The organism is Paenibacillus sp. sgz302115, from assembly GCF_056120445.1.
Window position 1 is genome coordinate 23,004 of sequence record NZ_JBVYOK010000035.1, and the last position, 26,962, is coordinate 49,965.

The following is a 26,962-nucleotide window of genomic DNA, read 5'->3' on the forward strand; positions in this document are numbered from 1 at the left end:
ATACAGGTTCTAGGTTCGCCTTTTTATTTTCAAGAGGAGGAACCAACGCAAAAAAGCGGCTCCTCTGAATGGAGCCGCTTCTGCCTAAAGAAAATTCAATCAAAAATTTTGCCGCCTATTGCTCCGTTCCCTTAAAAGCAAATTTCAGCTTCCAGGTCGAGCCTCCATCCTCCGTAGCATATAGGGAGGAGGTGTTCTGACCTCTAACTGCCATCCAGCCTTCTTTGACACTCGTAAAGGAGATGATGTTGTCATACCCCGGAATGGATGGGAGGTTCGTCCACTGCTTACCGGCGTTATAGGAGCGGCCAACCGCTACCTTTTCTGCTGCCGGAGAGAACCCTGCCAGAAAGGCAGATTTGCTTCCGATCAGTACCATATTGCCCGGTTTGCCGGAAGCTGGGCCGCTCTTGAACTGCGCTGGTCCACTGCCCGGTGCACGACCTCCGCCTGCGGTATCCTGGGCGATGACGCGGCTCCAGCTTCTGCCTTTATTGCTGCTGGCATAGAGCGAATAGGAGGTCTGCGACATCCCTGTTCCCCCGTACAGCAGGGCATACACTTGATCGCCGCTCGCATATATCCGTCCACTCTCAGGTTCAGCAAAGGAGGATTTCAACGAAAGCTGCCATGTGGCTCCTCCGTCTGTGGTTTTCATGACCCGGTATCCGGCTCCCGGTGCAACCACAACCGCCCAGCCGCTGCTGCGGCTGGTGAACTCGGCCCCGCGTGTATTCTTCGGAGTGGGGATTTGGCTCCAGCTAAGCCCGCCATCCTTGGTGTAGTAAGTGGAGGTCCCGTTATAGCCGAAGCCTTGCTTACTATCCTTAAAATCAATCCGTTCTAAAGCCGGCACCGTACCCGGCAGCCGCTTCCAGGTTGAGCCGCCGTCTGTGGTGGCAATAAGATAGGCTGCGCCTGTGTCCTGCGCAGAAGCCAGTGCCCAGCCCTTTACGTTATCAGGAAAATCAATCTGCTTGAAGTTCCACGGCCCTTGATAGATCTCTTGAAAATGGCAGCCGCCATCCGAGGTTCCGATCATAAATCCATTGCCGGCGGCACGGCCTATATCGGCATTTAGAAACTGAATGTCAGAAAAACCAAGCGGTGCTGACTCAGTTGCGGAATGCTGCGCTTGAAGCTTCTGCAGCAATCCATGATCACCGGTGCCGCAGGCCGGTGCTGCCTTCGCCGCTGCTTGGGCAGGCAGTGCTGCAACTCCCCAGGCGGAAACAGCCAAAAGTCCGGCTGACAGGAGCGTTAACGTCCGATGATGCAATTTTTTTGTCCAATTCATGATGACACCTCCTGGATTATATATACCCTTTCCTATAGACACTACTCTGTTATACTGCCCCATCTGCACTTCTATCTACCCGGATAAGGTCACAAAAAGAAGACAATTTGGTTACCGTTTGCCAGCGTATACACCTGATATGAATATCTGCCCTTTTCCTTCCCCATAATGAGAATGGACAATTGAAACGAAAGGGAGCCTGATGCCATGCCGCGCGATTCTGTTAAACCTCCAAAACCTAAACGCCGCCTCCGCCGGCTGTTCCGGCTGCTGGCTGTTATGGGGCTGCTTGCTGTGCTGGCGGCAGGGGCGCTGCTCGGCTACTTATACCAGAAAGATCTCCCCCCAATCGCCGATGCCATCCGCTCCAAGCTGCTCGATTCCAGAGGGAATGTGCTGACCACCTTCACTACAGACGGACGCAGCCGCACTCCCGTAACCCTTAATCAAATTTCGCCGCTGCTTATACAAGCTACACTGGCAGTGGAGGACCGCAAATTCTATGAACATTCGGGCTTCGATCTGAAGGGCATGGGCCGGGCCGTACTAGCCAATCTGGAGGCGGGAGACCGCACCCAGGGGGCCAGCACCTTAACCCAGCAGCTTGCGCGGAATCTCTATCTGACCCATGAGAAGACATGGACGCGCAAGGCCAAGGAAGCTCTCTATACAATGCAGCTTGAAATGAAATACAGCAAGGACGAGATTCTGAATATGTATCTAAATGAAATTTATTACGGTCATGGAGCCTATGGCATAGAAGCTGCTTCCCAAATGTATTTCGGCAAAAAGGCTGCGGATTTGGATCTGGCCGAGAGCGCCATGCTTGCCGGAATCCCCAAGGGGCCAACCTATTATTCCCCTTACACCCATATGGACAATGCCAAGAAACGGCAGAAGATCATTCTGGCGGCAATGACGGAAATGGGCGATATTACGTCTGCACAGTCGAACGCTGCCCTAGTGGAGAACCTGAGCTTCAAACCCCAGGGGGAAAAGAACACCAACGTTACCGCGCCCTATTTCCGCGATTATGTGCGCAGTCTGGTTATTGATTCCCTGCACATCAGCAGCGATGAGCTGGACCAGGGCGGACTGAACGTGTATACAACCCTGGACCCCGATATGCAGCAGGCAGCCGAGGATGCCGTCAACAAGGGAATGGACCCCGGCAGTGAGCTGGAGACCGCTCTCGTCTCGGTTGATCCCCGCACAGGCTATATCAAAGCAATGGTGGGCGGCAAAAACTACCGCAACAACCAGTTCAACCATGCGCTGGCCACCACTCGCCAGCCGGGGTCGTCCTTCAAGCCCATTATGTACTTGACGGCGCTGTCCTCCCGGAATATGACCGGACTGTCCGTCTTCAACAGCCAGCCGACGCTGTTCCATTATGACAACGACCGCAAAACCTATCAGCCCCGGAATTTCGGTGATAAGTATCTCGGGGAGATTAATATGCGGCAGGCGATTGCCGCCTCCGACAATATTTATGCCGTGAATACGATTATGAAAATAGGTGCGGACAAGGTCGCCGAGATGGCGGCCAAGATGGGTATCGGCAGCCCGCTGCAGCGTGTGCCCTCTTTGGCCTTGGGCACCTCCCCGGTCAGCCCGCTGGAGATGGCCTCGGCCTTCGCCGTCATTGGCGGCGGCGGCGAGAAGCAGCCGGTTACAGCCATCCTGAAAATCACCGATGCCAATGGACGGCTTCTGTATGAAGCCCCTGAGGCGCAAGGGGAGAAGGTTGTAGAACCGGCGGCGGCCTATGTGCTGACCCGGCTGATGGAAGGGGTCTTTGAGAGCGGCGGAACGGGCAACCGTGTAGCTTCGATTATCAAGCGGCCGGTGGCCGGCAAGACCGGCACTACCGATACCGACGGCTGGATGGTCGGGTTCACACCTGAGCTGTCAACGGCGGTCTGGGTCGGCTATGACAAGGGCCGCGATATCGCCACGGCGGACGGGCGCCGCGCGGCGCCCATCTTCGCCCAGTTCACGGAGAAAGCGCTGGAGAACGTTCCGCCGAAAATTTTCCCGATTCCTGACGATGTTGTCAGCGTCTATATCAACCCGGAGTCCGGGAAGCTGGCGACAGCGGCTTGTCCCGACAAAGAGCTGGAAACCTTTATTAGCGGAACGGAGCCTACGGAATATTGCGACCAGCACGGTGCAGGCAGCTCTGCCGATCCTGCCAAGGAAGGCCCGGGCGGCGAACCCGCTGCCTCCAAAGGGAACCGTTCTCTGTGGAGCGAGATCAAACGCTGGTGGCTGAACTGATCCCGGTTGCTCTGCTGGCTGGATATTCCGGGCGGGCATTTGTGGCTGGAGCAAGGCGACCCGCCCGAGTCTCTGGATATTGCAGCAGCTCCCCGTATTAACATACCGTATGCCGAAGAATACGCGCAGCTTCCCTGGCGCTTCTATATCCTGGGCAATCCGTATGGTCTGTGGCCGATAAGGCGGCCAGGGTTTCAGGCTGACATAAAAACGGCCTCCGCTGTTTCGGAGGCACTGTATTGGGTAAAGACAATAGAACCCTAATTAACCTCTCCGTTCGGACTTCCTGGACGGAGAGGTTTTAAATTTCGTTATCTTCTTCCTTTTTTGACAAAAAAAATCATAATTTGAATGCGCTTACCCGTTCTCTAAACTTACAATTACTGCTATAATCATAGATATCCACAAAAAATATAAAGATGTAAATGAGGGACATGGGATGAAGGATACAGGCATGATCCGGAGTTTAGACAGTCTTGGTAGAATTGTGGTTCCCGTAGAAATCCGCATGACACGAAATATTGACATTGGGGATCCTATCGAATTTTTTATTTTGGATGACGAAGTTATTGTGCTTAGAAAGTACACCTCAACCGAATGCACGTTCTGCAGAAGCCTTGATCACGTGACCTACTATAAGGACCAGTTTATTTGTAACAACTGTCTGAAGGAGCTTGGCAATCCGGATCGTACGGACGAAGAGATCATACAACCGCTGATTGCCTCAGAAGACAGTCCTGAACCCGGCCGCGGAGGCCGGCGGACAAAGACAGAAGAAATGAGCCAACGTCTGGAGAAGGCCATAGAGGAGCATCCCTATGCCAACCAGAAGGAGCTCGCCGAGGTTCTTGGCATCAGCCAGGCCCGGGTTAGCCAGCTAAAGCGCAAACTCAGCATGCTCAGCAGATCCTAGACAGATCAGGCACACTGTTACCTTCATACAAAACGGCCAGGCCCTCCAGCTTGCAGGAGAGCTTGGCCGTTTTTAAATTCCAGTTGTATATTCACTCTTTAAGACAAAGCGGCTTTCAGCTCTTCTGAGGAGCCGTTCCACCAATCTTCATTGTGAGCGACCAGCAGCGACTTCAGTGCAGCTTTCTCTTCGGCTCCCAATCCCTCCAGAATGATTTTCCGCTTCAGGGCTGAATCCAGCTTATTCACATGATCGGCAAGAATCTTCCAGCCGCGCCGGGCCTCAGTGTCAATCCACATTTCGCAGGCGGTGATTCCTCCGTAGGATTGTCCTTCCGGTGTACGGTCCACCGCTACCCACACGACCCAGACCTGTCTGCCATCCGGAACATCCTCCCGGTTCACGCTGAACTTAATCCCTTTCTCCACCTTGCTCTTGGCATGCATGGCACCGATATCAATAACAGCTTCACCACCGTCAATAATAACCGGCGATACATTATTCAAGTCAATGGAGCCTGCGCCGAAGCCTTTATGCTTGCTCTTGGCATTCACGATATTTAGAGCTATCGGCTTCTTGCCCTCCGGTTGGTTGTTATCCACAAGTGCACATCCTTCCCTTTCACTAATAGAACGTGAACTTGAGAATGTCAGGCTCATTCTCAAGTTCATCTTATATAATTTAATTTTAGCTAATAATGCGGCGAATGCAAACATATACATCCCGTAGATGCTTGTCACGGGAGGAATCACAGTATGAAGCTACTGTCATTAAGGTACACCCTTATCTTTGCAGCCCTGGCCGCTCTCACCCTGCTGGGCAGCGCAATCTGGGCACTCTCAGGGCACAGCCCTGCCGTTTCAGCCGCTGTTCCAAAAGAGGCCAAGTCCCCCTCAGCCGCACAGACCAAAACGCTCCAGCCCATTCTTCCTGAGAGTAAGCCGCTCCCTGTCTCGGAGGCCTTAAGCGAGCGGGTAGCAGAGTATCATATTGCGGCGCAGCTTATTCCGGGTTCAGAGCTGCTGCAGGCTTCTGAGACGGTAACCTGGACCCACCCCGGTCAAAAACCGGTACAAGACCTCTACTTTCACCTGTACCCCAATGCCTTCGCATCTAAAGATACCACATTCATGAAGGAGTCCGGAGGCAAGCTTCGCGGAGATGCCATGCCTGCAAATGGCTACGGAAGTATGACTTTAACCGATCTGCGGACCTCAGAAGGTATCTCGCTCATGCAGCGGCTGCAATATGTTCAGCCGGACGACGGCAATATGAAAGACAAAACACTGGTAAAAGTACACCTCCCGCAGCCGGTGAACGGCGGAGAAAGTGTCACACTCAAGCTGAGATTTGACGTCCAGTTGCCGAAAATTTTCGCCCGCATGGGGGTATCCGGGAGTTTTGTAATGGCAGGACAATGGTTCCCCAAAATCAGCGTGTATGAGCCTGCCGGTACCCGTGGTGTAAAGCAGGAGGGCTGGAATCTGCATCAATATCACGGCACCTCCGAGTTCTACAGCGACTTTGGCATTTATAACGTAACCCTGTCTGTTCCCTCCAACTATATAGTTGCCGCAACAGGCTTTCCGGTAAAAAACCCCAGGTTGAAGCAGGATCAGAAGATCTACCAGTTCTACGCCGATGATGTCCATGATTTCGCTTGGGCAGCTTCCCCCGACTTTGTGGTCTCAGAAGAAGCCTTCTCAACCGCTGAGGTACCTGGTGTAAGGATCAAGCTCTATCTGGACCCGTTGCACAAGGACCTGCAGGAGCGTTACTTCCAGGCCGCCAAAGCTGCTCTGAGCGCCTTCAGCAAATGGTACGGCCCTTATCCTTACTCGACGCTCAGCATCGTTGTTCCTCCCAAAGGGGGGAACGGGGCCGGAGGGATGGAATATCCCACGCTTATCACCGCTGCCGCCGCAGGCGACGATGCTCCGGGCACCCAGCTTGAACGTACGGTTATCCATGAAATCGGGCATCAGTTTTTTTACGGTATGGTAGCGAACAATGAATTTGAGGAAGCCTGGCTGGATGAGAGCTTCACCTCTTATGCAGAAGACCGGCTGATGGAGCAAGAATACGGGGTGATCGCGAGCCTTCCGCTGCAGACCAGCCTGGTGACCTCTCCCCAGCCGCTTAATCTGGAGACCTGGAAGTATACCGGAGATGATTCCTACACCCGCAACGTGTACATCCGGGGCAAGCTGGTGCTGAAGGATATGGAGAAGCAGGTGGGAACCAAAACAATGGACAGCATTCTGTCCGCCTACGCGCGCAAATACCGTTTTCATCATCCTACCACCGCCGATTTTCAGAAAGTTGTGGAAAAGGTGACCAAAAAATCATGGCAAGCCTACTTCGATCAATACATCTACAGCGGCGGTGCGCCTGACTTTGCCGTAGATAACATCACAATTGCCATGAAAAAAACAGGGACAGAACCCCCCCGCTATGAATCATCGGTGGAAGTCAGCAACAAAGGAAGCCGTTATGGGGAGGTTCCAATAAAGTTCATGTTCTCGGACGGGTACACCGTTCAAAAATATTGGAGTGGTGAAGAGAAGAACACTACAATTCAGCTATCCTACAAAGCACCGCTTATCTCGGCAGAGATTGATCCGGCGCACTCCATTCTGCTTGAGAGCAAGCATCTTAATAACTTTAGACTGTCGGAGCTGCGGCCAGCTACACTCTCACGTTGGACGCTTAGCATAACTAACCTGCTTGAAAACCTGCTCGGAACTCTTGTCTGGTGAGGTGAAGGATTGTGAAGAGAGCGATAACCCGCGGCTGGCACAGCATGAAAGAGCAATTTTATATTCTGATTCTGTTATTTATCTACCGGCTGTTCTGGAGCTATTTCATGTACAAGTTCATCAAAGACGCTGTCATCTCGGTGCTGCTGCGTTATCCCGATCAATATGCTGGCGGCAGCGCAATAGGCAGACTCCTGTATTATATCGAGGGACAGCTTGCTCTAGGCAACGATCCTGATGTGCAGCGCTGGCTGTGGATGCTTCTCCTACTTAGCGCAGTGCGGCTGCTGGTCTCCCCCTTTATCCGGGCGGGACTGCTGCATGAGCTGCATCAGGAGCGCAAAGGCGAACGTGGAATGTTCTTTTTTCCGGGTATGAGACGGTATGGGCTTCCGGTCCTGCTGTTCAGCATAGCGGAATGGGCGCTTTCGTTCCTTCCTCTGTACTGGCTGCTCCCCAAAATGTACAGTCTCCTGCTAAATGGCATCCTTGATTATAAAATGCTGCTCAAGCTCGTTCCCTATATTCTGGTCTGGCTATTATATCTTTTCTTTATCCGCAAGCTGCTGCTGTACATGCAGTTCGGCTATACCGCCGGAACAGGCATATTCTCCTCCCTGCTGGTTTGCCTGAAAGTGCTGCTGCCATCCGTGGGCATATCCGTTCTGATGGGGGTCGGCGGGCTGGCGGTGCTGCTCATTTGCGGATTGTCAGCGATATTCAGCCCTGGACTGCCCGCATTTCTCCTTAAGCAGCTCTCCCCCCTTCCAACCACTCTGTTCAAAATGTGGGGGACAGCCGCGCAATATCACCTCTGGTGCAGTAAAACATTTCCACAATAATTACACTGCCAGATCGGCATAATAACAAGAGTCACTGCTTCTCTAGGGGGAGCGTGACTCTTTTCTTGTGTACCTGCGCATGCGACAAATCTTACCTATTTGCAAAACAGCAGACCCTCTGGTACAATGATGCCTGTACCACTAGTAACAATTTTGTAATCTTTGCAGAACTGTTTGTCACATCTGATTTACGCTTCGCAGCATTTAAGATTGTCGATTTGTCACTGTTCGGTGCATAATACGCCAAATTCCCTGCACCGGGAAGTGGGGGAACCATTTTTTGGGTGAATTGATCTCGCTTTAGAGGGGTCATAGGGGAACCTTCTACCGAATCCTTAAGCTAACCTCGCCGGCCTTGGAAGGAGTACATCTTTTGAAAAGTCACAATTTTAAGAAAAAATGCACCGCAGCAGCATTAGGGCTGGTAATGGTATTCACGCTGGGAGCTGGCAGCGCTTTCGCGGATTCCAAAATGGACAATGTGATCACAAAAACACTGGGAACTACATATAAAACCGGGGGCACCAGCACTGCCGGCTTCGATTGTTCCGGATTCACCTCTTATGTGTTCAAAAGCGTAGGTCTTACCTTGCCTCGCACATCGAAAGCGCAATTTAAGGTCGGAACTGCCGTATCACGCAACAATTTGCGTTCGGGCGATCTGGTATTCTTTAACACTTTGGGCAGTGGGATTTCCCATGTCGGGATTTATGTTGGCAACGGAAAATTCGCACAATCCTCCAGTTCACGCGGAGTGACCATAACTTCGATGAGTCAAGCCTACTGGGCCAACCGCTATGTTGGCGCCAAACGCGTGATGAGTACAACAGCTTATCAGGCTGTCGCTTACGATTAATTATCCCCGCTGACAATGACAACCTCTAACAACTAAATGTAGCTTATACAAACCCGGAAGCTGATTATTGCCGTAATCAACCTTCCGGGTTTTTCCTTTTTGCTCTACATGTCAATAAGCCTATCGTAAATCTGACCTGGCATGTTATTGTAAGCCCTTTATAATAAATTAAACTCACAAAAATCGCAAAAAATATGCAAGAATATGTTTTTAGTGATTGCCAAGTGCTTCCGTCTTTGCTACAATTATCGCAGTGAGTTGATAGTAACATTTTTGTAATTATTCAAAGCAGTTTTACAAAAGTTTTGTCATGTATAGATCCGTAAGCTAATCCTAATCAACAGTCGTGCCGAGTTCCCTAATCATTAGGGGAACGGGGGAACCGATTTTGGGTGAATTGACCTCCTATTCACAGAGGGGTCATAGGGGACCTTCAACCGAACCCTTAAGCTAACCTCGTAGGCATTTGGAAGGGGTATTTACTTTTGAAGAAGAAGCTAGCAGCAGCACTACTGAGCTTTTCCATTGTTCTTACTATCGGAGCAGGAAGCGCTTTCGCGGATTCCAAAATGGATCAGGTTATCGACAAAGCCATCGGAACCAAGTATGTATCCGGCGGTATCTCGACAAACGGTTTTGATTGCTCCGGATTTACAATGTACGTTTTCGATAAGATCGGCATCAACCTTCCTCACCAATCAGGCTCCCAATATCAGATGGGCACAGCCGTTTCCCGTGACAGTATCAGACCGGGAGATCTTGTATTCTTCAATACAAGCGGAAGAGGTGTATCCCACGTCGGCATTTATGTCGGTGACGGCAAATTCGCACATGCATCGTCCAAACGCGGTGTAACTGTTAGTTCACTGAATGACAGCTACTACGTTAACCGCTACGTTGGCGCCAAACGGATTATGAGCACAGATGCTTATCAGTCTGTAGCCTCCGATTCCCAAGACAATGACGATGTACAATAAAATGTCATAAGGCAAGCTCTTCTCCAGGATTTTATCGAAATCTTGGAGGAGGGCTTGTTTTTTTGTCTACATTAAATACTTACCCCTTCAATATATTAACTCCCCCTTAAAGTTTGTGCATCGGAAAGAGACTGTATTGTATATAATTAGATAAATAAGGTTTTGTTGTCTTGAAAGGAGGTCGGTGGCCTTATGATGAGTTCCCCGGTAACTTTTCACGTTGTGCCTATGGAAGTCACGCATGCCGCAGAAATCTGCGAATGGAATTACAAGCCCCCGTACAACATCTACGGATGGATGCCCTGGGAGCAAATGCAGGCTTTGGAAATTGAATTCGGTGATCCGCGGCTGCGAAGCGAACAATACGTCTCCGTAGTAAACGGGCAAGGCTCCCTTTGCGGATTCGCACAGCTATTCCCGATGGAAGGTGTAGTGCGGCTGGGGATTGGCATGCGTCCCGAGCTGTGTGGTCAAGGTATGGGACATCTGTTCACAGCTGCTGTCGTTGAGGCAGCCCTGGCACGTTATCCAGAGCGCGAGATTGACCTTGAGGTGCTGACCTGGAACCAGCGGGCCATCCGTGCTTACCAGAAAAGCGGGTTCACTATAACCGACACCTATGAACGCCGGACCCCAACTGGCGACAAGCCATTTTACTGCATGGTCTATGGTAAATAAAACGTTCATTTTTTTGACACAAAGCTATGATAACGCTTTACCTTCTTGTATAATGTAGGAAGCAGCTTACATGGAGGGGACGGATGCAGATGCAGAAATGGATCATGAGCGGTTTGTTTTTTGCCGCCTGCGCCTTTGCGGTAGTCTTAATATTTACCTTACCCGGCAAAGCTGAGGTCGCTGAGGAGAATAAGCCGACGATGCCGGCGGTCGAGCTGAATGCGGCCAGTGCGGAGTCAACGGTTAAGCTCAATTGCATCACCTGCCACGGCGATCAGCTTCAGGGCGGTGTAGGACCGAGTCTCCAGCAGGAAGGCGGCAAGCATGATGCAGAGGGAATCTTCGGTATCGTGACCAAGGGACGCGGGCAAATGCCCTCCTTCAAAGAAAAGCTGAAACCCGAGGAGATCGCGAACGTTGCCATGTGGCTTGCCGAGAAGAAATAGCTCGTGCACTACAAACACAAAATGCCCAGCAAGGATGCAGCAGCTCCTATGCGTGGGCATTTTTTATATAATAATTTAGAGTAATCTTCGCTATCCCTTGGATTAAGTATGCTAACGGGTTTTCTCAAAGGCTTCATTAAATTCATGAGCTTCACGAATATCAAGCGCTGTAATTCCGCATTCCTCATCTGCAGCCAGCCGCAGCGTGACGGTCTTGTAATCAATTGTAATATGCGGATGGTGTTCGAAGGCTTCCGATATGGCCGCTACCTCATCTACGAATGCAATGCCCTTCATATATTCGCTGAACACGTATTTGCGCACCATCTTATTCTTCTCCAGCTTCCAGCCCTCCAGCTTGCCTACCTGCTCCCGCAGCTCTTCCTCCGTAAATTGCAATGTTCTTCCTCCCTTACTTAATTTGCATTAAACAAAACATCCCTCAGCTTATAAAGTCCAAGGGATGCGCCAGGATGAAGGCTTTTTTTCGGTTTAATGTATTCAAAAATCCCGGCAAATAGTACTCGGCTCCATCAATTTTACCACGATGCGAAGGCTGCGGGCAAACCGCCCTCAGGCTGCAGCCTGCCTCCTAGACCAGAAGGACCGAAGCCAGATCCTCTTCTCCAAGCAGAATGTTAATCCGGTGCGTATCCTTATCGTAGATCACAACGCCGCTGCCAACCTCTATAACCGGCTCATTGCCCAGAGCATAGAACAGGTCCTCAGCAAGCGCTTCCCAGACCTCCAGCTTCGATTCCTGCGGCAGCTCCTGCCACTCATCCGGCTCCATTTCAAAAAATAAATACCCGTCCGAAATCCTTCCTACCGCTTCTGTCAGTTCACTCAAAATTTCGCTGTAATCTCTGCCATGCTTCACACCCACGTCAATCACTCCGTTTTCTCCACAGATGAATAATATTACCCTACTCATTATAGCCGAAAAAATGACTTCACAAAAAAGGGAATGCTGTCGATAAATAAGAATATACGTTATTGGTCAGACAGAGTGTCCCACCGCTGTTCATGGATGATACACGCGGTATAGTCGGATCACTTCCTAATTCTCATGGACGAGGTGCGTAAATGGAAATTTCAACAATACTTGGTTTGATTTTTGGTTTGGTTACAATAGTATGGGGGATGTTCCTAAAGGGGGCCCCGTTAAAAGCCTTGGAAGCCCCTGCAGCTTACGTAATTATCCTGTTGGGTACAGCAGCATCACTGCTCATGGCTTTCCCGATGTCGGAAATCAAGAAACTCCCCAAATTGTTTAAACTAATATTTGTGAGCAAGAAAATGGTCAGCAAACCTGAACTCATCACCATGTTCATGGAATGGGCCTCTATTACCCGCCGTGAAGGCTTGCTTGCCTTGGAATCTAAGGTCGATGAAATTGAAGATAACTTCCTTCGCAACGGCATGCGGATGATTATCGACGGTAACGACCAGGAGTTTGTCCGCGATGTATTAATGGAAGATATTCACGCTACAGAGGACCGTCATAAGGCCGGAGCGCTGATTTTCTCACAAGCAGGTATGTACGCTCCAACGCTAGGGGTACTCGGGGCCGTTATCGGGCTGATTGCCGCACTATCGGATATGAGCGCGGTAGAAAAGCTGGCACACGCCATCGGGGCAGCCTTCATTGCCACCCTGGTCGGTATCTTCACAGGTTATGTGCTTTGGCATCCGATTGCGAACAAGCTGAAACGGCTCTCCAAACGCGAAATTGAGGTCAGACTGATGATGGTGGAAGGCCTTTTGTCCATCCAATCCGGGGTATCGACCATCGCCATCAACCAGAAGCTTTCCGTCTTCCTTACGCCTTCTGAACGTGCGAAGCTAGCTGACAAGGAGGGTGCTTCGAGTGAGCAAAAAGACTAGACATGAGGAGCACGAAGAGCATGCCGATGAATCCTGGCTATTGCCTTATTCGGATCTAATGACCCTTCTGGTCGCTCTGTTCCTTGCTATGTACGCTATGAGCGCTACAGATGCCAAGAAATTTGAAGAAATGGCCCAGGCCTTCAAATCCGTATTTAACGGTGGAGGCGGAGTGCTGGAATATAAATCAGATGCTCCTACGAATACCCAGCTTGACCAGGGTAAAGAAGAAAAAATGAATAATGTATTGTCCCAAAGTACCGGTAAAGATGATTTGAACAAGCTGAAGCAGAAAGAGCAAGAGGATCTGGAGAAGCTGAAGAAGCAATTCGATCAGTATATTAAGAATAACGGACTGACCGATCTGCTCAGCACCAAGCTGAATCAATCGCAGCTAATGATCACCATCAGCGACAACGCTTTGTTCGCTTCCGGACAAGCATTCGTTAAGGATGACTCCCGTCAGCTTGCAAAGTCCATCTCGGCCATGTTGCAGCAATTTCCCGATTATGAAGTGCTGGTACAGGGGCATACGGATAACGTTCCGATTTCCAACAGCATCTACTCCTCCAACTGGGATCTCAGTGTGGCCCGGGCGCTGCAATTCATGAAGATTTTGCTGCTGAATCCTAACTTGAACCCGGTGAAGTTCAGTCCCATCGGGTATGGCGAATATCATCCGATTGCTCCCAACACTACACCTGAAGGCCGTGCCAAGAACCGCCGTGTGGAAGTGTCCATCCTTCGTAAATATCAGGATGCGACGCAAACCACGAATGTCCCCACTTCCGGCAATTAGATTTATTGTACAATCAAACAAAGAGCTGATCCGAAGGTCTCCTCAAGACCTTCAGATCAGCTCTTATTCTTTGCTTACTGCAGTTGGTAGTTCAGATTAGCTCCCAGCTCCTGCTTCTCCTGTGCAGTCAGGTCACGCCACTCCCCCGTTTTCATGGCTCCAAGATGAATATTCATTATCCGAATGCGCTGCAGCCGTCTGACCTCATAGCCAAACGCCATACACATCCGGCGGATTTGCCGGTTCTTGCCTTCTGTAAGAATAATGCGGAAGACCCGCTCGGTGACCCGCGTCACTTCACAGGGCAGCGTGCGCCCACCCAGTATTTTGACACCGCTCGACATCCCCGTAATAAAGGATGGTGTAATAGGGCGGTCTACAGTGACTATATATTCTTTCTCATGCTTGCCTTCCGCCCGCAATATTTTATTGACGATATCCCCATCATTCGTAAGCAGAATTAATCCTTCGGAGTCTTTATCAAGCCGTCCGATCGGAAAGATCCGCTCATGATGTCCAACAAAATCGACAATATTCCCTTGAATATGCGCTTCTGTGGTGGAGGTGATACCCACAGGCTTATTCAGAGCGATGTATACGACCTTGTTGCCCGTTTCAAGAAGCTTGCCGTCTATTCGCACCTCATCCCCCGTCTCAGCCTGACTGCCGAGCACAGCGCGCTCTCCGTTGATGGTAACCCTGCCGCCTTCCACCAGCTTGTCTGCTTCACGGCGTGAACAGTATCCTGTCTCACTGATGAACTTATTAATCCTCATGTATGTCTTCACTCCGTTCTTCATTCATGCTCTGCCCGGGTGCAACCCCGCCAGCCGCAGGCAGCTTAATTGTTACTTCAGCCCCGCATCCGTATTCACTGCGGATTTCCATACTGCCCTTATGGGACTGGATAATCCGCTGGCTGACCATCAGCCCGAGTCCGGTTCCCGTCTCCTTGTTGGTGAAGAACGGCTCACCCAGCTTGGGCAGCATTTCCTCAGGAACGCCTACTCCCTCATCGGAAATCACTATGACTACATAACCGTCAACGGTATCCTGCTCCAGTGTAATTGTGCCACCCTCAGGCATAGCTTCAATCGCATTTTTGACGACATTGATAAATACCTGCTTAAGCTGATTCTCTTCGCAGTGGACCGTTGCCGGCAGCTTCGAGAACTTCGTCTCGAACTCTATTCCGAAAAGATGTGCTTGGCTGTTCAAGAGAGAGACCACATCACTTAGGATGTGCCGGACATCCTTCTGCTGAAAATGGACGGCCTGCGGCTTGGCCAGAATCAAAAATTCACTGACAATAAGATTAATCCGCTCCAGCTCCGAGAGCATAAGCTCAACATGAAGCGGAACCAAAACCTTCTTCTCCTGCTGAAGCTGCAGAAATCCCCGCAGTGTGGTCAGCGGATTTCGGATCTCATGCGCAACCCCGGCGGCAAGCTGGCCAACTGTAGTCAGCTTCTCGGAACGTCTCAGCAGCTCCTCAATCCGATTCCGCTCCGTCATATCGCGCGACACATGGACAAAGGACTGTGGCTCTCCTTCCTCATCGCGAATAACCGAGGTGCTGACACTGACTTCAACAAGTGAGCCGTCCCGTTTAAGCCTTATGGTCTCCAGGGGAGGCAGAACCGCTCCATTCTTCAGCTCCTTCAGCCTGATTTCTTCCTGCTTCTGAGCTGTGGCAGGTACCAGATAAGGCGTCCTAGGTAATGTATCAGTCGCACTCCAGCCGTACAGCTCTTCAAAAGCCCGATTCGTGCTGGTAATCCGGCCATCCATATCCATTGTATGAATGGCATCAGAGGTACCGTTGATTACCGACTCCAGATGTTCCTTGACTGCCCGGTTCTCTTCCAGCGTCTGCCCCAGCCGGTTGGTATGCTGCAGCAGATGTGAGGTCATGGCATTAATCCGGTGGGCCAGTTGTCCCAGCTCATCACGGCTGTCTACTTTTAACGGAGTTTCGAACTTGCCTCTGGCCACATCGTTTACCTTTGCCAGTATATCCTTAATCGGCCGGGTAACAATACCCGCCAGAATATAGCTCACGACAAAAAAGACTACAAGCAGTATAACTGAAGTGCTGACATTATTAATCAACTGCTTCTTGATGACGGAAGAAATGACCGAATAATCCATAACCACACTGATGACATAATTCTCTGTACCCGCTTGCATAATTGGGATGAAGCTTTTGAGCACTCTTTTGCCAAGCGCTTGTGTATCCAGTGTGATCGGCTTTCCACCGCTTACCGCCTCCATAACTGCCGCCTTATCCTCCTCCACGTTGCCAAAGGTATAGGTACCATATTTAATGGGACGAGTTCGCAGCTTTTGATTGGCTGAATCGCTTCCATCCGGCTGCATGCCGGGTGATCCAAAGGTTTTGGGATTTATGCCTGTGATTTCCAGAATTCCCGGGTTCACCTCTTTGGACTGCCGGACGATCTCATCAGGATTCATAATTCTAATATAATCACTCACCGCTGTGCTGCGAATGTAAGGATCTATAATGTAGTTTCTTGCTTTATCATGATAGTATCCCCACTTCTCAATATACTTCGGATTGGAGGTCGAGTATTCAAACGGTCCGGACCAGAAATTCTCAAAGCTCTCTCCCTGCTCAACCGATACCTCCTGACCCGTAAACAGCTCAAGGAGGGCTACATACCAATAACCCATCCCATTGGTAGACAGACCAAGCTCACTTGGATCTGAGGATTTGGCAACTACTATATCATCATCAGTCTTGACCAGAAGTGAAATATTAGACACACCAAGCTTAAGAGCAAGCGCCCGCAGCTGCTCATTCTTCACATTCTTGATATCAGGATCAAGCTCCCTGGAGGCCAGGATAGCGGTCATTCGCAGGTTCCGGGCGATTTGGTGCTGCACATAATTAGAGCTGTAACTGCTCTGCTCGACGGAAACGGCAATTTGCTTGGCGGTCATCTTCATGTTGTTTATACTTTCATTACGAAGATTGCTCCGGGCAGCATGAAGATTAAGGGTAAGGGTAAGCGTCAAAATTAGAAGCACCGAACCAAAAATAATTGCCGATAATTTTATTTTTATGGACAAGCTGTTTTTTCACCTCTTACCGCTGGTAAATCCTAGCGGAGTGTTCAATAAACATCATACCTTTTGCCCCTCCATTTGAAAAGACATTTCACAAAGGCCCTCTGTTTCGCGAAATATTGAATTTCACTGACACTTTCTCTACAATGGATGAGAAACCATCCACAGGTTATGCACATATAAACATTTTATCAGATAGCTATGTGTACAACATTGTGCATAAATCGGGTATTATCCACAGAGTTGTGCACAGTTTGTTAAGAACGAATATTTGTTCGTTGTACAAGGAACGATTGCAGAAGGGAAGATGAGTTTGGATAGGATACATAATGAACTGCCACCCGAGGATTTGGCGATACATGAATTTTGGATGAGAGAAGCGATTGCGGAGGCCAAGAAGGCAGAAGCGCTGGGAGAAGTCCCCATTGGTGCGGTTGTTGTCCGCCAGGGTGAAATTATTGGACGCGGCTATAATCTGCGCGAGACGACAATGGATTCCACCGCCCATGCTGAAATGGTGGCCATCCGCGAAGCCAGTGCCGCACTGAATTCATGGCGTTTGCTTGATTGCCAGCTGTACGTTACACTGGAGCCATGTCCCATGTGTGCCGGAGCGATGGTCCAGTCCAGAGTACCGCTTACCATATATGGCACCCCTGATCCCAAAGCCGGTTGCGCAGGAACTCTCATGAATCTTCTGGAGGAGCCGCGGTTTAATCACCGTACCGAGATTATCCAAGGCATATTACAAAAGGAATGTGCAGAGCTGCTGACCACCTTTTTCCGCCGCTTGCGCCAGAAGCCTTCCAGGCCCTAAACATCCCAGAGCACTGCTATATCAAAAGGGAGGAACCCACATGACTATTAAGCTATACGACACTACTCAAGGCATTTATATTTCACTGCTGCAGCTTGTGGATGCCGACGAATTACTTACGCTGCGCCTTCGCAATAAAGAGCAGCATCAACCATTCGAGCCTCTGCGTGAGGAAGACTACTTCACGCTGGAGAGCCAGCAGCAGCTCATCAGCCAGCGCCTGGAGGAATCCCGGCAGGACAAGGGATATATGTTCGGCATCTTTCTGCTGGACGGTCAGCTGGTCGGGCAGATCACCATTTCCAATGTAGTCCGCGGCGTCGGACAATATGCCGATATTGGCTATTTTATTGATTCTGCGATACAAGGAAAAGGATACACTAGCGCTGCCGTAGGCCTCATTCTAAAGTTCGCCTTCCGCTCCCTTGGCCTGAACAGAGTGCAAGCCGCCATCCTGCTGCACAACACTGGCTCCCGCAGAGTTCTGGAGAAGAACGGCTTCCAGGCTGAAGGGGTAGCCCGCCGCTTCATTAAGATCAATGGAGAATTCCAGGATCACCGCACCTACGCCATCCTCGCCGAAGATGTCGTGCAATAGGAAGAAGCGTATATTTTCTAAAAAAATCCCGCATGCGTGATGAAATTTCACACATGCGGGATTTCTATTGCTACGTGAGTTTAATAAGAGCCCAGACTACCAAACTGCTGCTGCAGTTCTTCCATGGTAATAACATCCTCGCCTTTAGGAATACCGATCTTAAACGTCTGCTTCTCATTAATCTTGCTGTATTGATTGCTCGCGCTTACGGATAAGCTGACATTCTCGCCTTTGTCCGGATCATTGACCTTGAAATCCATCAGCAGATCCTGGTACACAGGGTAATTATCTTTGTTGATCGCAGTATTGAGATGGAATTGGTTGATCGTCAGATACTTGCCGAGGTCAGCCAAGTCCTTGTCGAACTCCTTGCGGGACTCACTGGATTGCAGCTCTTCCTTAGCTTTGGACAGATCGGTGTCACCAATATTCAGCATACCCTTGTATTCTTCCTTGCCCAGGATATCAATGATCTTCGGCAGGGCGTTATTCACAAGAACGGTGAGCGCTTCTTTGACATTATCATTGGTCACCTTGAACTGTACAACCTGTTCGGCCTGTACGCCTTCCGGCAAGCCTGCATCCTTCAGTTTGATATCGCTAAAATATTTTGCTTCATCATACTCGCCCATCAATGTGTTCAGCACCTCGTTGGAGAGCTTCTGCATCTTCTGAGTATCCATAGTGGCAGGATTCCAGTCGGTTCCTCCCTGCTCTGCCAGTTCCTTAGGATCAAGCTCTATAAACTTGCCAACAACTGATTCCGGGAGCGGCAAAAATGGAATTGACGGGATTTTGATGTACATCTTCTCCCCTGCCATAACCATAGGAATGTTGAAGGACATCGTCATATCGCCCTTCAGATTCAACACCATTGTTAATTCAGTCTGCAATGGCTCTGCCTGATATACACCCTCAACTGAAATGTCAGCGTTCTTGAGCATACTGAGCACCTGCGCAGTTGTCGCATCTGTCTCACCACCGGTTGGCGCATCAATAGTCAAATTGTTAATGACCACCTTGCTTTTCATTTCATATGACTTCAGTGTAGTCGCTTTGATAGCGGCGGACTTCAAAGCTTCTTTAGGTGCTTCCTGCTTGTTAGCACAGCCAGGCAAAATTACTGCGGCTGTAAGCAACAAAGCAGCAGCGGATAACCCCCATCTTTTTTTCATTAAAAATCTCCTCTCCCATGTATAAAGATTCTTCCCCTCCTTAATGATAAACCATTTGGCAAATAACAGAAACCATTTGTTTCATATTATCCCATGTTTTCAGCCTTGCGGGTTATGATGGTCCACATGATTGGCCTGTTTTACCTTTTTGGAGCCGGAAAGCGGCTCAGGTCCGGAGGATTTATGATCGTTACGCCGGCTTTGACGGGTTTCCTCGGTTCCAGGAACAGGCACACTTTTGGGTTTGCTCATTACGGTTACCTCCTATGGATTGGTCAAGCCTTGAAGCGCCTGGGCACATTCGTGAATCTGTCTCGTGTACTGCTGCGCCAACTGTTGAATAGCGCCGGCACGTTCATCCGTATGGCGTCCATCCTGCTCGACGTCGATCAGATTCACAGACACCTCACGGCTATCGACATAAGTACAGCGGAAATCAAGGGTATAGGCTTGATGTCCGGCGGCATTAAAATGAATCAGCAGGCTGTTACGGTCCGCCTCATCACCCTGTACGCTAAAACTGTCTCCATCCTCCATTAGGGCAGGCAAACGCTCCTGCCACGCAGAAACCAGACTTTGCTGATCCATCTGCAATTGTCGGTTCATTGTTCTTATCAGCCTCCTTCTCTAATACATTGCGGAGAAATGGGGCTTTTTATTCTATATAGGTTGAACAATAGATTTTCATATTGGGGCCTGGTCGTAACTGCGGGGAATGTTTGGACTTCCGGCCGCTGTTGTCTGCAGATTTCTTCAATTTGTACCGCTCTTCGCGGTGGAAATCCGCAGACAAAGGCGGACGCGTTCGCTCCTACAGTTCCAAACTTCCCCTCCGTCACTTCTGCCCTTTTAATATTTTCTTTGTTCAACTGATACAGTTGGCACAGGTTCCAATAACAATATAAAAAGCCACCCTCCAAGGAAGGCAGCTTATATCTGTTCATATTTTAGCTATTAAAGGAATGGCGGAGAGGATGGGATTCGAACCCATGTGAGCTTGCACTCTAACGGTTTTCAAGACCGCCCCGTTATGACCGCTTCGGTACCTCTCCAATGCATCAAAATTTCACATGCATTAGGATTGTACCACACATTCCAAGAAAAATGCAACTATAATTATTGATTAGCTTTAGGGCTAATCACTTTAACATTCCGCATGTACGGCTGCAGCGCTGTAGGGATCAACACACTGCCATCCTCTTGCTGATAATTCTCCAGAATGGCAGCTACTGTCCGGCCAACAGCCAGAGCGGAGCCATTCAGCGTATGAACGAATTCAGGCTTGGCCTTAGGCTCCTTACGGTAACGGATATTTGCCCGGCGCGCCTGGAAATCCTCAGTATTGGAGCAAGAGGAGATTTCACGGTACATCCCGCATTCCGGCAGCCATACCTCCAGGTCATACGTCTTGGCCGCGGTAAAGCCCATATCACCTGTGCAGAGCGCGAGCACACGGTACGGCAGCTCCAACAGCTGCAGTACGCGCTCTGCGTCTGCTGTCATCTTTTCCAGCTCCTCATAGGAGGTCTCAGGTGTGGTGAGCTTGACCAGCTCTACCTTGTTGAACTGATGCTGGCGAATCAGCCCGCGGGTATCACGGCCCGCCGAGCCGGCTTCAGAACGGAAGCAGGAGCTGTAAGCCACATGATATTTTGGCAAATCTGCAGCGGTCAGGATCTCTTCACGATAGTAATTCGTAACCGGGACCTCAGCCGTAGGAATGAGATAATATTCAGTATCCCGCAGCTTGAACAGATCCTCTTCGAACTTGGGAAGCTGGCCAGTGCCGTAAAGGCTGTCCCTGTTGACGATATATGGCGGCAGCATCTCCTCGTAGCTATGCTCCCCGCTGTGAAGGTCCATCATGAAGTTAATCAGTGCACGTTCCAGCCGCGCTCCCAACCCTTTATAAAAAGCAAACCGTGAGCCCGTAACCTTGGCAGCGGCTTCAAAATCAATAATATCCAGTTGCTGCGCCAGCTCCCAATGTGACTTCGGCGTGAACCCAAATTCACGCGGCTGTGACCAGCGGCGCACTTCAACATTTTCTTCCTCTGATTTGCCTACAGGCACAGACTCATGGGGAATATTCGGAATACTCATAGTCAATTCTTCAATTCGGGCCTCAAGCTCGCGCACCTCGTCATCCAGCTCTTTGATCCGGTCAGATACGGTACGCATTTCTGTGATCAGGTCATCGGCAGGCTCGCCGTTCTTTTTCTTCTTGGCAACTTCACCGGACACGGTATTCCGGCGGTTCTTCAGTCCTTCTGTCTCTTGCAGCAGCTCACGGCGGCGCAGATCGAGCTGCGGAAATTCAGCGATCAAATCAAGCGACTTGCCGCGCTTCCCAAGCGCCTCTTCGACCTTGGCGTAGTCACTGCGCAATACTTTTACATCTAACACAAAGTTTCCCTCCTGAAAACAATCATAACTCTTTCAAATTGCTGTTCACAGCTTTGAAAGAGTCAGGATGTTCTTATATGCAGTTTTATTGGTTGGCTGCTACGCTATCCTTCACCATATTGGCAAAGTATTGGTGCAGCCTGTAATCATCTGTCAACTCCGGATGAAAAGAGGATACAAGCAGATTGCCCTGGCGTGCGGTCACAATCTCGTCGTTATAGACCGTCAGCACATCGACCTCAGGACTAACCTCGTTGATGAGTGGTGCGCGAATAAACACAGCCCGCACCGGCTCATCAATACCTTTAACCTCCAGATCGCATTCAAAGCTCTCCCGCTGACGGCCAAAGGCATTGCGGGCAACGGTAATGTCCATAAGCTCCAAATGACCCGGTTCGCCACCTGCAATACGCTTAGCCAGTACAATCAGACCGGCGCATGTCCCGAAAATCGGCTTGCCTTGCCCGGCAAAATCGCGTATGGCTTCAATAAAGCCGTACTTCCGCATAAGCTTGCCAATGGTTGTGCTCTCTCCGCCGGGAATGATTAGCCCCTGGACCTCCTCAAGCTGCTCTACACGCTTGATTGGCAAGCCTTGCGCACCGGTCTTCTCTATACTGACAATATGCTCTGACACGGCGCCTTGAAGCGCCAATACTCCTATCTTCATCCGGACAACCTTCTCTCTATTAACGACCGCGTTCCGACATGCGTTCTGCTGGTGACAGTGTGGCAATGTCGATTCCCTTCATCGGGGTGCCGAGATTCTTGGACACTTCTGCAATCAATTTGTAATCCGTATAGTGAGTCGTTGCTTCAACGATTGCACGGGCAAACTTCTCTGGGCTGTCCGATTTGAAAATGCCAGAGCCTACGAATACACCGTCTGCGCCCAGATGCATCATTAAAGCAGCATCAGCGGGAGTTGCTACACCACCAGCGGCAAAGTTGACAACCGGCAATTTGCCAAGCTCATGTACTTCAAGCAGCAGCTCATAAGGAACACCCAATGTCTTAGCTTCATTATATAGCTCATCGAGTGAAAGATTGGCTACTTTACGGATCTGGCTGTTAATATAGCGCATATGGCGAACAGCTTCAACGATATTGCCTGTTCCCGGTTCACCCTTGGTCCGGATCATGGAAGCACCTTCGTTAATGCGGCGCAGCGCTTCACCCAGATCCTTTGCCCCGCATACAAACGGAACCGTAAATTCACGCTTATTGATATGGAACACTTCATCAGCGGGAGTAAGCACTTCACTCTCATCCAAGTAGTCCACACCCAGTGATTCCAGAACCTTAGCTTCTACGTAATGACCGATACGAGCTTTGGCCATAACCGGAATGCTTACCACCTTGAGAACCTCTTCTACAATTGTAGGATCGGCCATCCGTGCTACACCGCCCGCTGCGCGGATATCAGAAGGTACGCGTTCAAGAGCCATAACGGCTACTGCACCCGCAGCCTCAGCAATTTTAGCCTGCTCTGCATTCATGACGTCCATAATGACGCCGCCTTTTTGCATTTCTGCCATACCTCTTTTAACTCGCGCTGTTCCTGTTTCCATGTCCAAGCCTCCCGACTAATCTTCCTTAATCTAACTAATAATTTTACCGCAAGGCGGCAATATATACAACGTATTTACTCGGAATATCTCCAATTTTCAACATTTAGCGCCATTAGAACAAGTTCTTGATTCCTTTAAACAGATCGGCAAAAAATTCTCCGATTGCTCTCATCAGCAGCTTGAACCAGCCGGCCTTCTCAGCCTCTTCTGCCGTAATCAGATTAACGGTTTTCTCCTGAACCTGAGAAATCCCTGCCACCTGGTATGAGTAGGTAACCTTACCCACCTTGGTTCCTGCCGGAATCGGCGCAACCAAAGTCGCTGGATCATTGGTTACAACGGTGGTTTTGATTTGCGGAGAAGTGGTTCCCTTAGGCACGATAAAGGTAACTCCGGCGTCCGTAACTACGGAAACGTCTTTGTTCTTGCCCTTCAGCACAGGCACTGTCTCATTACCGGCAATCACAGCCTTAGGTGCTACAACTTGTTTGACCTCAAAATTATTGAAGCCAAAATCAAGCACCTTCTTCGTTTCAGTGAAACGGTGGGCCTCGGAGTTGGCTCCCATTACAACACTGATCAGCCGCATTCCATTCCTAACGGCAGTACCTGTGAAGTTGTTGCCCGCCTTGGTAGTATGCCCTGTCTTCAGTCCATCAAGGCCTGGATAGGCATAGGCCTTGAAGTTAGGGATGTTCTTGTTCGCTTCAAGCATCCAGTTATAGTTGATGATCGGCTTCGCATCACGTTCACGGAACTTATAAGACTGTATAGTTGTGAAATCCGAGAAATCAGGATGATCGGTAACAATATATTTGGCGAGAATGGCTGCATCCATAGCAGACATTACGGTTTCACGGTCAGTCTTGGGTTGGAATTTCGCAGGCATATCGGCCCGGTCAAGGCCGGTTGAGTTAATGAAATAAGCTGTCTTCATGCCCATCTTCTGCGCAGTTTCGTTCATTAATGCTACAAATTGCTGCTCAGATCCTGCTACCTGCTCCGCCAAAGCTACAGTGGCATCATTTGCAGAGCCTACCGCCATCGCTATATAGAGCTCTTTTACAGTATGTTCATCCCCTTGTGCCAGAAAAATACGCGAGCCAATTTGCTTGGAGGCATTCTCCTGCACAATGACCTTCTGATCCCAAGAGAGCTGGCCTTTCTTTACGGCATCCGCAACAAGGTATTCCGTCATCATCTTCGTCATACTTGCCGGAGGCAGAGCAACGTCCGCATTCAAGGACATAAGCACCTCACCCGTGGAGGCTTCAATCAATACCGCCGATTTCAAGTTAAGTCCAAGACTCTCTACCGAAGGAATCTTAACTGCAGTTGTCTTAGGAGTTGTTGTTGCTGCCGTGCCCGACTTAGTCGTTGCCGGTGTCTTCGCCGCTTCAGCCAGTACCGAACCTACAGGAAATGCTAACATATTTAAAAGCAGACCTACTGCCGCTGTCTTAATCACAAATTGTTTACCGCTGAATTTACGCTTGTGCTTCAATGATTACTACTCTCCTTTTTGCCCTCATATTATTGCTTGTTCTATTCTAACACAGGGGTACCTGCAAAAAAAGACAGGCAGGACGAATTAGTCCTGCCTGTCCATAAAATATACGCCAAATTACAAGGAATAGTTAGGAGCTTCCTTTGTAATCTGTACATCATGCGGATGACTCTCGCGCAACCCGGCTCCGGTAATCCGGATAAACGTAGTATCGTTACGCAGCTCTGTCAAATTCTTCGTTCCGCAGTATCCCATACCTGAGCGCAGGCCGCCAATCAGTTGATGAACCGTATCGGAAAGACTTCCTTTAAAAGCAACGCGCCCTTCAATGCCTTCCGGAACCAGCTTCTTGTCATCATCCTGGAAGTAGCGGTCCTTACTGCCCTGCTTCATAGCACTCATACTGCCCATACCACGGTACACTTTGAATTTGCGGCCCTGGTAAATTTCCGATTCCCCCGGGCTTTCTTCCGTACCGGCAAACATGCTGCCCATCATAACAGCAGATGCTCCAGCAGCGATAGCTTTGGTAATCTCTCCGGAGTATTTAATCCCGCCGTCCGCAATAATTGGAATACCATACTCGCGGGCTACTGTAGCACAATCATAGATCGCTGTAATCTGAGGTACACCGATACCGGCAATTACACGTGTGGTACAGATCGAGCCAGGACCAATTCCCACCTTAACTACTGAAGCTCCGGCTTCAATCAGCTCACGGGTTGCTTCTCCGGTGGCCACATTGCCGGCTATAATTGTAAGATCCGGGTACAGCTCACGCAATTTGCGGACAGCATCAATAATATTGATATGGTGACCATGTGCGGAATCGACAGTAATAAGATCGACTCCGGCTTTTACCAAAGCTTCTGTCCGTTCAAGCATGTCCTTGGAAATCCCAATCGCTGCACCAACCAGCAGACGGCCGTGAGCATCCTTGGCACCATTCGGGAATTGAATGGCTTTTTCGATATCTTTTATAGTAATCAGACCCTTGAGAATGTTGTTCTCATCCACCAGAGGCAGCTTCTCAATCTTATGACGCTGCAAAATAACTTCTGCCTCCTGAAGCGTAGTACCCACGGCAGCGGTGACCAGGTTATCATGTGTCATTACTTCTTTGATCTGAATATTGAAATCATGAATAAAGCGAAGATCGCGATTCGTTAGAATTCCAACCAGCTTATTGCTTTCATCGACGATAGGCACACCGGAAATACGGTATTTCCCCATCAGGACTTCAGCATCGGATACCAAGTGTTCTGGTGTAAGAGAAAAAGGATTCGTAATAACGCCACTTTCGGAGCGCTTCACGCGGTCCACCTCTTCCGCCTGCTGCTCCACGGACATATTCTTATGAATAATGCCGATCCCACCCTCACGGGCAATTGCAATCGCCATAGCTGCTTCCGTGACCGTATCCATACCCGCACTCATCAAAGGGATGTTCAGCTTCACATTTTTGCTTAGTACCGTGGCCAGATCTACTTCCTTCGGCAGCACCTCGGATTTACGCGGCACCAGCAGCACATCATCAAAAGTTAATCCTTCTTTGCCAAACTTATCTTCCCACACCTGGGTCATTCCTCCTCGATTATATGTTATTCTAACTGCCCGCAAACTTTATGATGAAGAAACTAAGGCTCAAGTCCATACCAGACAGACACCGATAAAGACCTGAAAGCTAGACGTATCCGTATCTTCAATTAAGGTTTGAGATGCTTGTCCAAAAATATATTATTGCCATCTTAGCAAAGGGCTTTTGGCCTGTCAAGAATATTACATCATCTGAGAAAGTATTCGGAAAACGGACACCGGGTAAGCGAATTCTTGGACGAAAGTCCGTATAGAGTGGACAATTCTGCAATGCGTATCCATGATTTAACACTGTCCATAGGATCAGAAAAGTATATAATTCCAACAAAAAAAAGCCACTGTCGATTGCTCAACAATGGCTTCATGTTGCTTGGCGGCGTCCTACTCTCCCAGGACCCTTCGGTCCAAGTACCATCGGCGCTGGAGGGCTTAACGGTCGTGTTCGGGATGGGTACGCGTGGAACCCCT

At 49.7% G+C, this 26,962-nt stretch carries 27 protein-coding genes, 1 tRNA gene, 1 rRNA gene and 2 riboswitches; of the genes, 13 read left to right on the top strand and 16 right to left on the bottom strand.

The genetic code is table 11. The features are described from left to right. Positions 1-115 precede the first annotated feature (115 nt). Positions 116-1,297 carry a WD40/YVTN/BNR-like repeat-containing protein gene (locus AC0LWN_RS31100; protein WP_474672234.1) on the bottom strand — a complete coding sequence of 394 codons (1,182 nt, stop codon included), beginning with the start codon at positions 1,295-1,297 and terminating at the stop codon, positions 116-118. Between the two features lie 207 nt (positions 1,298-1,504). Between AC0LWN_RS31100 and AC0LWN_RS31105 the strand changes: the two genes are divergently transcribed. The 3 genes from AC0LWN_RS31105 to AC0LWN_RS31115 all read left to right on the top strand — a co-directional run bounded on the left by AC0LWN_RS31105 (position 1,505) and on the right by AC0LWN_RS31115 (position 4,490). After that, complete coding sequence (locus AC0LWN_RS31105; RefSeq protein ID WP_474672236.1) at positions 1,505-3,577, top strand: transglycosylase domain-containing protein; 2,073 nt, start codon at positions 1,505-1,507, stop codon at positions 3,575-3,577. 39 nt (positions 3,578-3,616) lie between these two features. Next, positions 3,617-3,841 carry a DNA-3-methyladenine glycosylase gene (locus AC0LWN_RS31110; protein ID WP_474672238.1) on the top strand — a complete coding sequence of 75 codons (225 nt, stop codon included), beginning with the start codon at positions 3,617-3,619 and terminating at the stop codon, positions 3,839-3,841. Positions 3,842-4,016: 175 nt separating this feature from the next. After that, complete coding sequence (locus AC0LWN_RS31115; RefSeq protein WP_458967772.1) at positions 4,017-4,490, top strand: AbrB/MazE/SpoVT family DNA-binding domain-containing protein; 474 nt, start codon at positions 4,017-4,019, stop codon at positions 4,488-4,490. A 98-nt stretch (positions 4,491-4,588) separates the two neighbouring features. On the opposite strand, the gene AC0LWN_RS31120 is transcribed toward AC0LWN_RS31115, so the two are convergent. Further along, positions 4,589-5,092 carry a YwhD family protein gene (locus AC0LWN_RS31120; RefSeq protein WP_474672240.1) on the bottom strand — a complete coding sequence of 168 codons (504 nt, stop codon included), beginning with the start codon at positions 5,090-5,092 and terminating at the stop codon, positions 4,589-4,591. 153 nt (positions 5,093-5,245) lie between these two features. On the opposite strand from AC0LWN_RS31120, the gene AC0LWN_RS31125 reads away from it, so the two are divergent. The 6 genes from AC0LWN_RS31125 to AC0LWN_RS31150 all read left to right on the top strand — a co-directional run bounded on the left by AC0LWN_RS31125 (position 5,246) and on the right by AC0LWN_RS31150 (position 11,048). Next, entirely contained in the window at positions 5,246-7,249 is a 2,004-nt protein-coding gene (locus tag AC0LWN_RS31125) for a M1 family metallopeptidase (RefSeq protein WP_474672242.1), read from the top strand. Between the two features lie 11 nt (positions 7,250-7,260). Further along, positions 7,261-8,091 (top strand): hypothetical protein, encoded by an 831-nt coding sequence (locus tag AC0LWN_RS31130; RefSeq protein WP_474672243.1) that lies wholly within the window; start codon positions 7,261-7,263, stop codon positions 8,089-8,091. Positions 8,092-8,322: 231 nt separating this feature from the next. Then, a riboswitch (cyclic di-AMP (ydaO/yuaA leader) is annotated at positions 8,323-8,461 on the top strand. Positions 8,462-8,518: 57 nt separating this feature from the next. Further along, on the top strand, positions 8,519-8,947 hold the full coding sequence (locus AC0LWN_RS31135; RefSeq protein ID WP_474672276.1) for a C40 family peptidase: 429 nt from the start codon (positions 8,519-8,521) through the stop codon (positions 8,945-8,947). Positions 8,948-9,284: 337 nt separating this feature from the next. Beyond that, a riboswitch (cyclic di-AMP (ydaO/yuaA leader) is annotated at positions 9,285-9,427 on the top strand. Between the two features lie 5 nt (positions 9,428-9,432). Beyond that, complete coding sequence (locus tag AC0LWN_RS31140; RefSeq protein WP_458967768.1) at positions 9,433-9,924, top strand: C40 family peptidase; 492 nt, start codon at positions 9,433-9,435, stop codon at positions 9,922-9,924. A 192-nt stretch (positions 9,925-10,116) separates the two neighbouring features. Next, positions 10,117-10,602, top strand: a complete 486-nt coding sequence (locus tag AC0LWN_RS31145; protein ID WP_474672245.1) for a GNAT family N-acetyltransferase — start codon at positions 10,117-10,119, stop codon at positions 10,600-10,602. Positions 10,603-10,691: 89 nt separating this feature from the next. Further along, positions 10,692-11,048, top strand: coding sequence for a c-type cytochrome (locus AC0LWN_RS31150; protein WP_474672278.1), 357 nt, complete (start codon positions 10,692-10,694; stop codon positions 11,046-11,048). A gap of 111 nt (positions 11,049-11,159) precedes the next feature. Here the strand turns inward: AC0LWN_RS31150 and AC0LWN_RS31155 are convergent, their stop codons facing one another. Together AC0LWN_RS31155 and AC0LWN_RS31160 are read right to left on the bottom strand one after the other, a co-directional pair. Continuing rightward, complete coding sequence (locus AC0LWN_RS31155) at positions 11,160-11,447, bottom strand: 4a-hydroxytetrahydrobiopterin dehydratase (RefSeq protein ID WP_458967765.1); 288 nt, start codon at positions 11,445-11,447, stop codon at positions 11,160-11,162. Positions 11,448-11,640: 193 nt separating this feature from the next. Further along, complete coding sequence (locus AC0LWN_RS31160) at positions 11,641-11,934, bottom strand: hypothetical protein (RefSeq protein WP_458967794.1); 294 nt, start codon at positions 11,932-11,934, stop codon at positions 11,641-11,643. A 200-nt stretch (positions 11,935-12,134) separates the two neighbouring features. On the opposite strand from AC0LWN_RS31160, the gene motA reads away from it, so the two are divergent. Continuing rightward, positions 12,135-12,935: a flagellar motor stator protein MotA gene (motA, locus tag AC0LWN_RS31165; RefSeq protein ID WP_474672247.1), complete on the top strand. Its 801-nt coding sequence runs from the start codon at positions 12,135-12,137 to the stop codon at positions 12,933-12,935. Beyond that, on the top strand, positions 12,919-13,734 hold the full coding sequence (gene motB / locus AC0LWN_RS31170; protein ID WP_474672249.1) for a flagellar motor protein MotB: 816 nt from the start codon (positions 12,919-12,921) through the stop codon (positions 13,732-13,734). The genes motA and motB overlap by 17 nt, the downstream gene beginning before the upstream one ends. A gap of 74 nt (positions 13,735-13,808) precedes the next feature. Here motB and rluF read toward each other — a convergent pair whose 3' ends face one another. Beyond that, positions 13,809-14,510 (bottom strand): 23S rRNA pseudouridine(2604) synthase RluF, encoded by a 702-nt coding sequence (rluF, locus tag AC0LWN_RS31175; RefSeq protein ID WP_474672251.1) that lies wholly within the window; start codon positions 14,508-14,510, stop codon positions 13,809-13,811. Next, complete coding sequence (locus AC0LWN_RS31180) at positions 14,500-16,827, bottom strand: ATP-binding protein (protein ID WP_474672253.1); 2,328 nt, start codon at positions 16,825-16,827, stop codon at positions 14,500-14,502. Before AC0LWN_RS31180 ends, rluF begins: the two co-directional genes overlap by 11 nt. Positions 16,828-17,131: 304 nt before the next feature. Here AC0LWN_RS31180 and tadA point away from each other — a divergent pair, with 304 nt between their 5' ends. After that, positions 17,132-17,641, top strand: a complete 510-nt coding sequence (gene tadA, locus AC0LWN_RS31185) for a tRNA adenosine(34) deaminase TadA (protein ID WP_474672255.1) — start codon at positions 17,132-17,134, stop codon at positions 17,639-17,641. A 40-nt stretch (positions 17,642-17,681) separates the two neighbouring features. Beyond that, positions 17,682-18,239: a GNAT family N-acetyltransferase gene (locus tag AC0LWN_RS31190; protein WP_474672257.1), complete on the top strand. Its 558-nt coding sequence runs from the start codon at positions 17,682-17,684 to the stop codon at positions 18,237-18,239. Positions 18,240-18,319: 80 nt separating this feature from the next. On the opposite strand, the gene AC0LWN_RS31195 is transcribed toward AC0LWN_RS31190, so the two are convergent. The 10 genes from AC0LWN_RS31195 to rrf form a co-directional block, all read right to left on the bottom strand. Further along, positions 18,320-19,414, bottom strand: a complete 1,095-nt coding sequence (locus AC0LWN_RS31195) for a DUF6612 family protein (protein ID WP_474672259.1) — start codon at positions 19,412-19,414, stop codon at positions 18,320-18,322. Positions 19,415-19,513: 99 nt separating this feature from the next. Further along, positions 19,514-19,666 (bottom strand): small acid-soluble spore protein P, encoded by a 153-nt coding sequence (locus AC0LWN_RS31200; RefSeq protein WP_458967757.1) that lies wholly within the window; start codon positions 19,664-19,666, stop codon positions 19,514-19,516. 12 nt (positions 19,667-19,678) lie between these two features. Next, positions 19,679-20,020 carry a hypothetical protein gene (locus tag AC0LWN_RS31205; protein WP_474672262.1) on the bottom strand — a complete coding sequence of 114 codons (342 nt, stop codon included), beginning with the start codon at positions 20,018-20,020 and terminating at the stop codon, positions 19,679-19,681. A 357-nt stretch (positions 20,021-20,377) separates the two neighbouring features. Further along, positions 20,378-20,466: transfer RNA gene (locus tag AC0LWN_RS31210), tRNA-Ser, on the bottom strand. A 64-nt stretch (positions 20,467-20,530) separates the two neighbouring features. Then, on the bottom strand, positions 20,531-21,820 hold the full coding sequence (serS, locus tag AC0LWN_RS31215) for a serine--tRNA ligase (protein WP_474672265.1): 1,290 nt from the start codon (positions 21,818-21,820) through the stop codon (positions 20,531-20,533). Positions 21,821-21,905: 85 nt separating this feature from the next. Then, positions 21,906-22,490, bottom strand: a complete 585-nt coding sequence (gene pdxT, locus AC0LWN_RS31220; RefSeq protein ID WP_474672267.1) for a pyridoxal 5'-phosphate synthase glutaminase subunit PdxT — start codon at positions 22,488-22,490, stop codon at positions 21,906-21,908. A 19-nt stretch (positions 22,491-22,509) separates the two neighbouring features. Then, complete coding sequence (pdxS, locus tag AC0LWN_RS31225) at positions 22,510-23,391, bottom strand: pyridoxal 5'-phosphate synthase lyase subunit PdxS (RefSeq protein ID WP_474672269.1); 882 nt, start codon at positions 23,389-23,391, stop codon at positions 22,510-22,512. 112 nt (positions 23,392-23,503) lie between these two features. Further along, positions 23,504-24,895 carry a D-alanyl-D-alanine carboxypeptidase family protein gene (locus AC0LWN_RS31230; RefSeq protein ID WP_474672272.1) on the bottom strand — a complete coding sequence of 464 codons (1,392 nt, stop codon included), beginning with the start codon at positions 24,893-24,895 and terminating at the stop codon, positions 23,504-23,506. A gap of 120 nt (positions 24,896-25,015) precedes the next feature. Then, a complete protein-coding gene (guaB, locus tag AC0LWN_RS31235) occupies positions 25,016-26,473 on the bottom strand; it encodes an IMP dehydrogenase (RefSeq protein ID WP_458967751.1) in 1,458 nt (485 codons plus the stop codon). 389 nt (positions 26,474-26,862) lie between these two features. Beyond that, a 5S ribosomal RNA gene (gene rrf / locus AC0LWN_RS31240) occupies positions 26,863-26,962 on the bottom strand; the annotation flags it as partial.

Bases quoted from the DNA above. Each gene is read 5' to 3' on its own strand.
- AC0LWN_RS31100 (WP_474672234.1), bottom strand. From the start codon at position 1,297: ATGAATTGGACAAAAAAATTGCATCATCGGACGTTAACGCTCCTGTCA.
- AC0LWN_RS31105 (WP_474672236.1), top strand. From the start codon at position 1,505: ATGCCGCGCGATTCTGTTAAACCTCCAAAACCTAAACGCCGCCTCCGC.
- AC0LWN_RS31115 (WP_458967772.1), top strand. From the start codon at position 4,017: ATGAAGGATACAGGCATGATCCGGAGTTTAGACAGTCTTGGTAGAATT.
- AC0LWN_RS31125 (WP_474672242.1), top strand. From the start codon at position 5,246: ATGAAGCTACTGTCATTAAGGTACACCCTTATCTTTGCAGCCCTGGCC.
- AC0LWN_RS31135 (WP_474672276.1), top strand. From the start codon at position 8,519: ATGGTATTCACGCTGGGAGCTGGCAGCGCTTTCGCGGATTCCAAAATG.
- AC0LWN_RS31145 (WP_474672245.1), top strand. From the start codon at position 10,117: ATGATGAGTTCCCCGGTAACTTTTCACGTTGTGCCTATGGAAGTCACG.
- AC0LWN_RS31150 (WP_474672278.1), top strand. From the start codon at position 10,692: ATGCAGAAATGGATCATGAGCGGTTTGTTTTTTGCCGCCTGCGCCTTT.
- motA (WP_474672247.1), top strand. From the start codon at position 12,135: ATGGAAATTTCAACAATACTTGGTTTGATTTTTGGTTTGGTTACAATA.
- rluF (WP_474672251.1), bottom strand. From the start codon at position 14,510: ATGAGGATTAATAAGTTCATCAGTGAGACAGGATACTGTTCACGCCGT.
- tadA (WP_474672255.1), top strand. From the start codon at position 17,132: ATGAGTTTGGATAGGATACATAATGAACTGCCACCCGAGGATTTGGCG.
- AC0LWN_RS31190 (WP_474672257.1), top strand. From the start codon at position 17,682: ATGACTATTAAGCTATACGACACTACTCAAGGCATTTATATTTCACTG.
- AC0LWN_RS31195 (WP_474672259.1), bottom strand. From the start codon at position 19,414: ATGAAAAAAAGATGGGGGTTATCCGCTGCTGCTTTGTTGCTTACAGCC.
- AC0LWN_RS31200 (WP_458967757.1), bottom strand. From the start codon at position 19,666: ATGAGCAAACCCAAAAGTGTGCCTGTTCCTGGAACCGAGGAAACCCGT.
- AC0LWN_RS31205 (WP_474672262.1), bottom strand. From the start codon at position 20,020: ATGAACCGACAATTGCAGATGGATCAGCAAAGTCTGGTTTCTGCGTGG.
- pdxT (WP_474672267.1), bottom strand. From the start codon at position 22,490: ATGAAGATAGGAGTATTGGCGCTTCAAGGCGCCGTGTCAGAGCATATT.
- pdxS (WP_474672269.1), bottom strand. From the start codon at position 23,391: ATGGAAACAGGAACAGCGCGAGTTAAAAGAGGTATGGCAGAAATGCAA.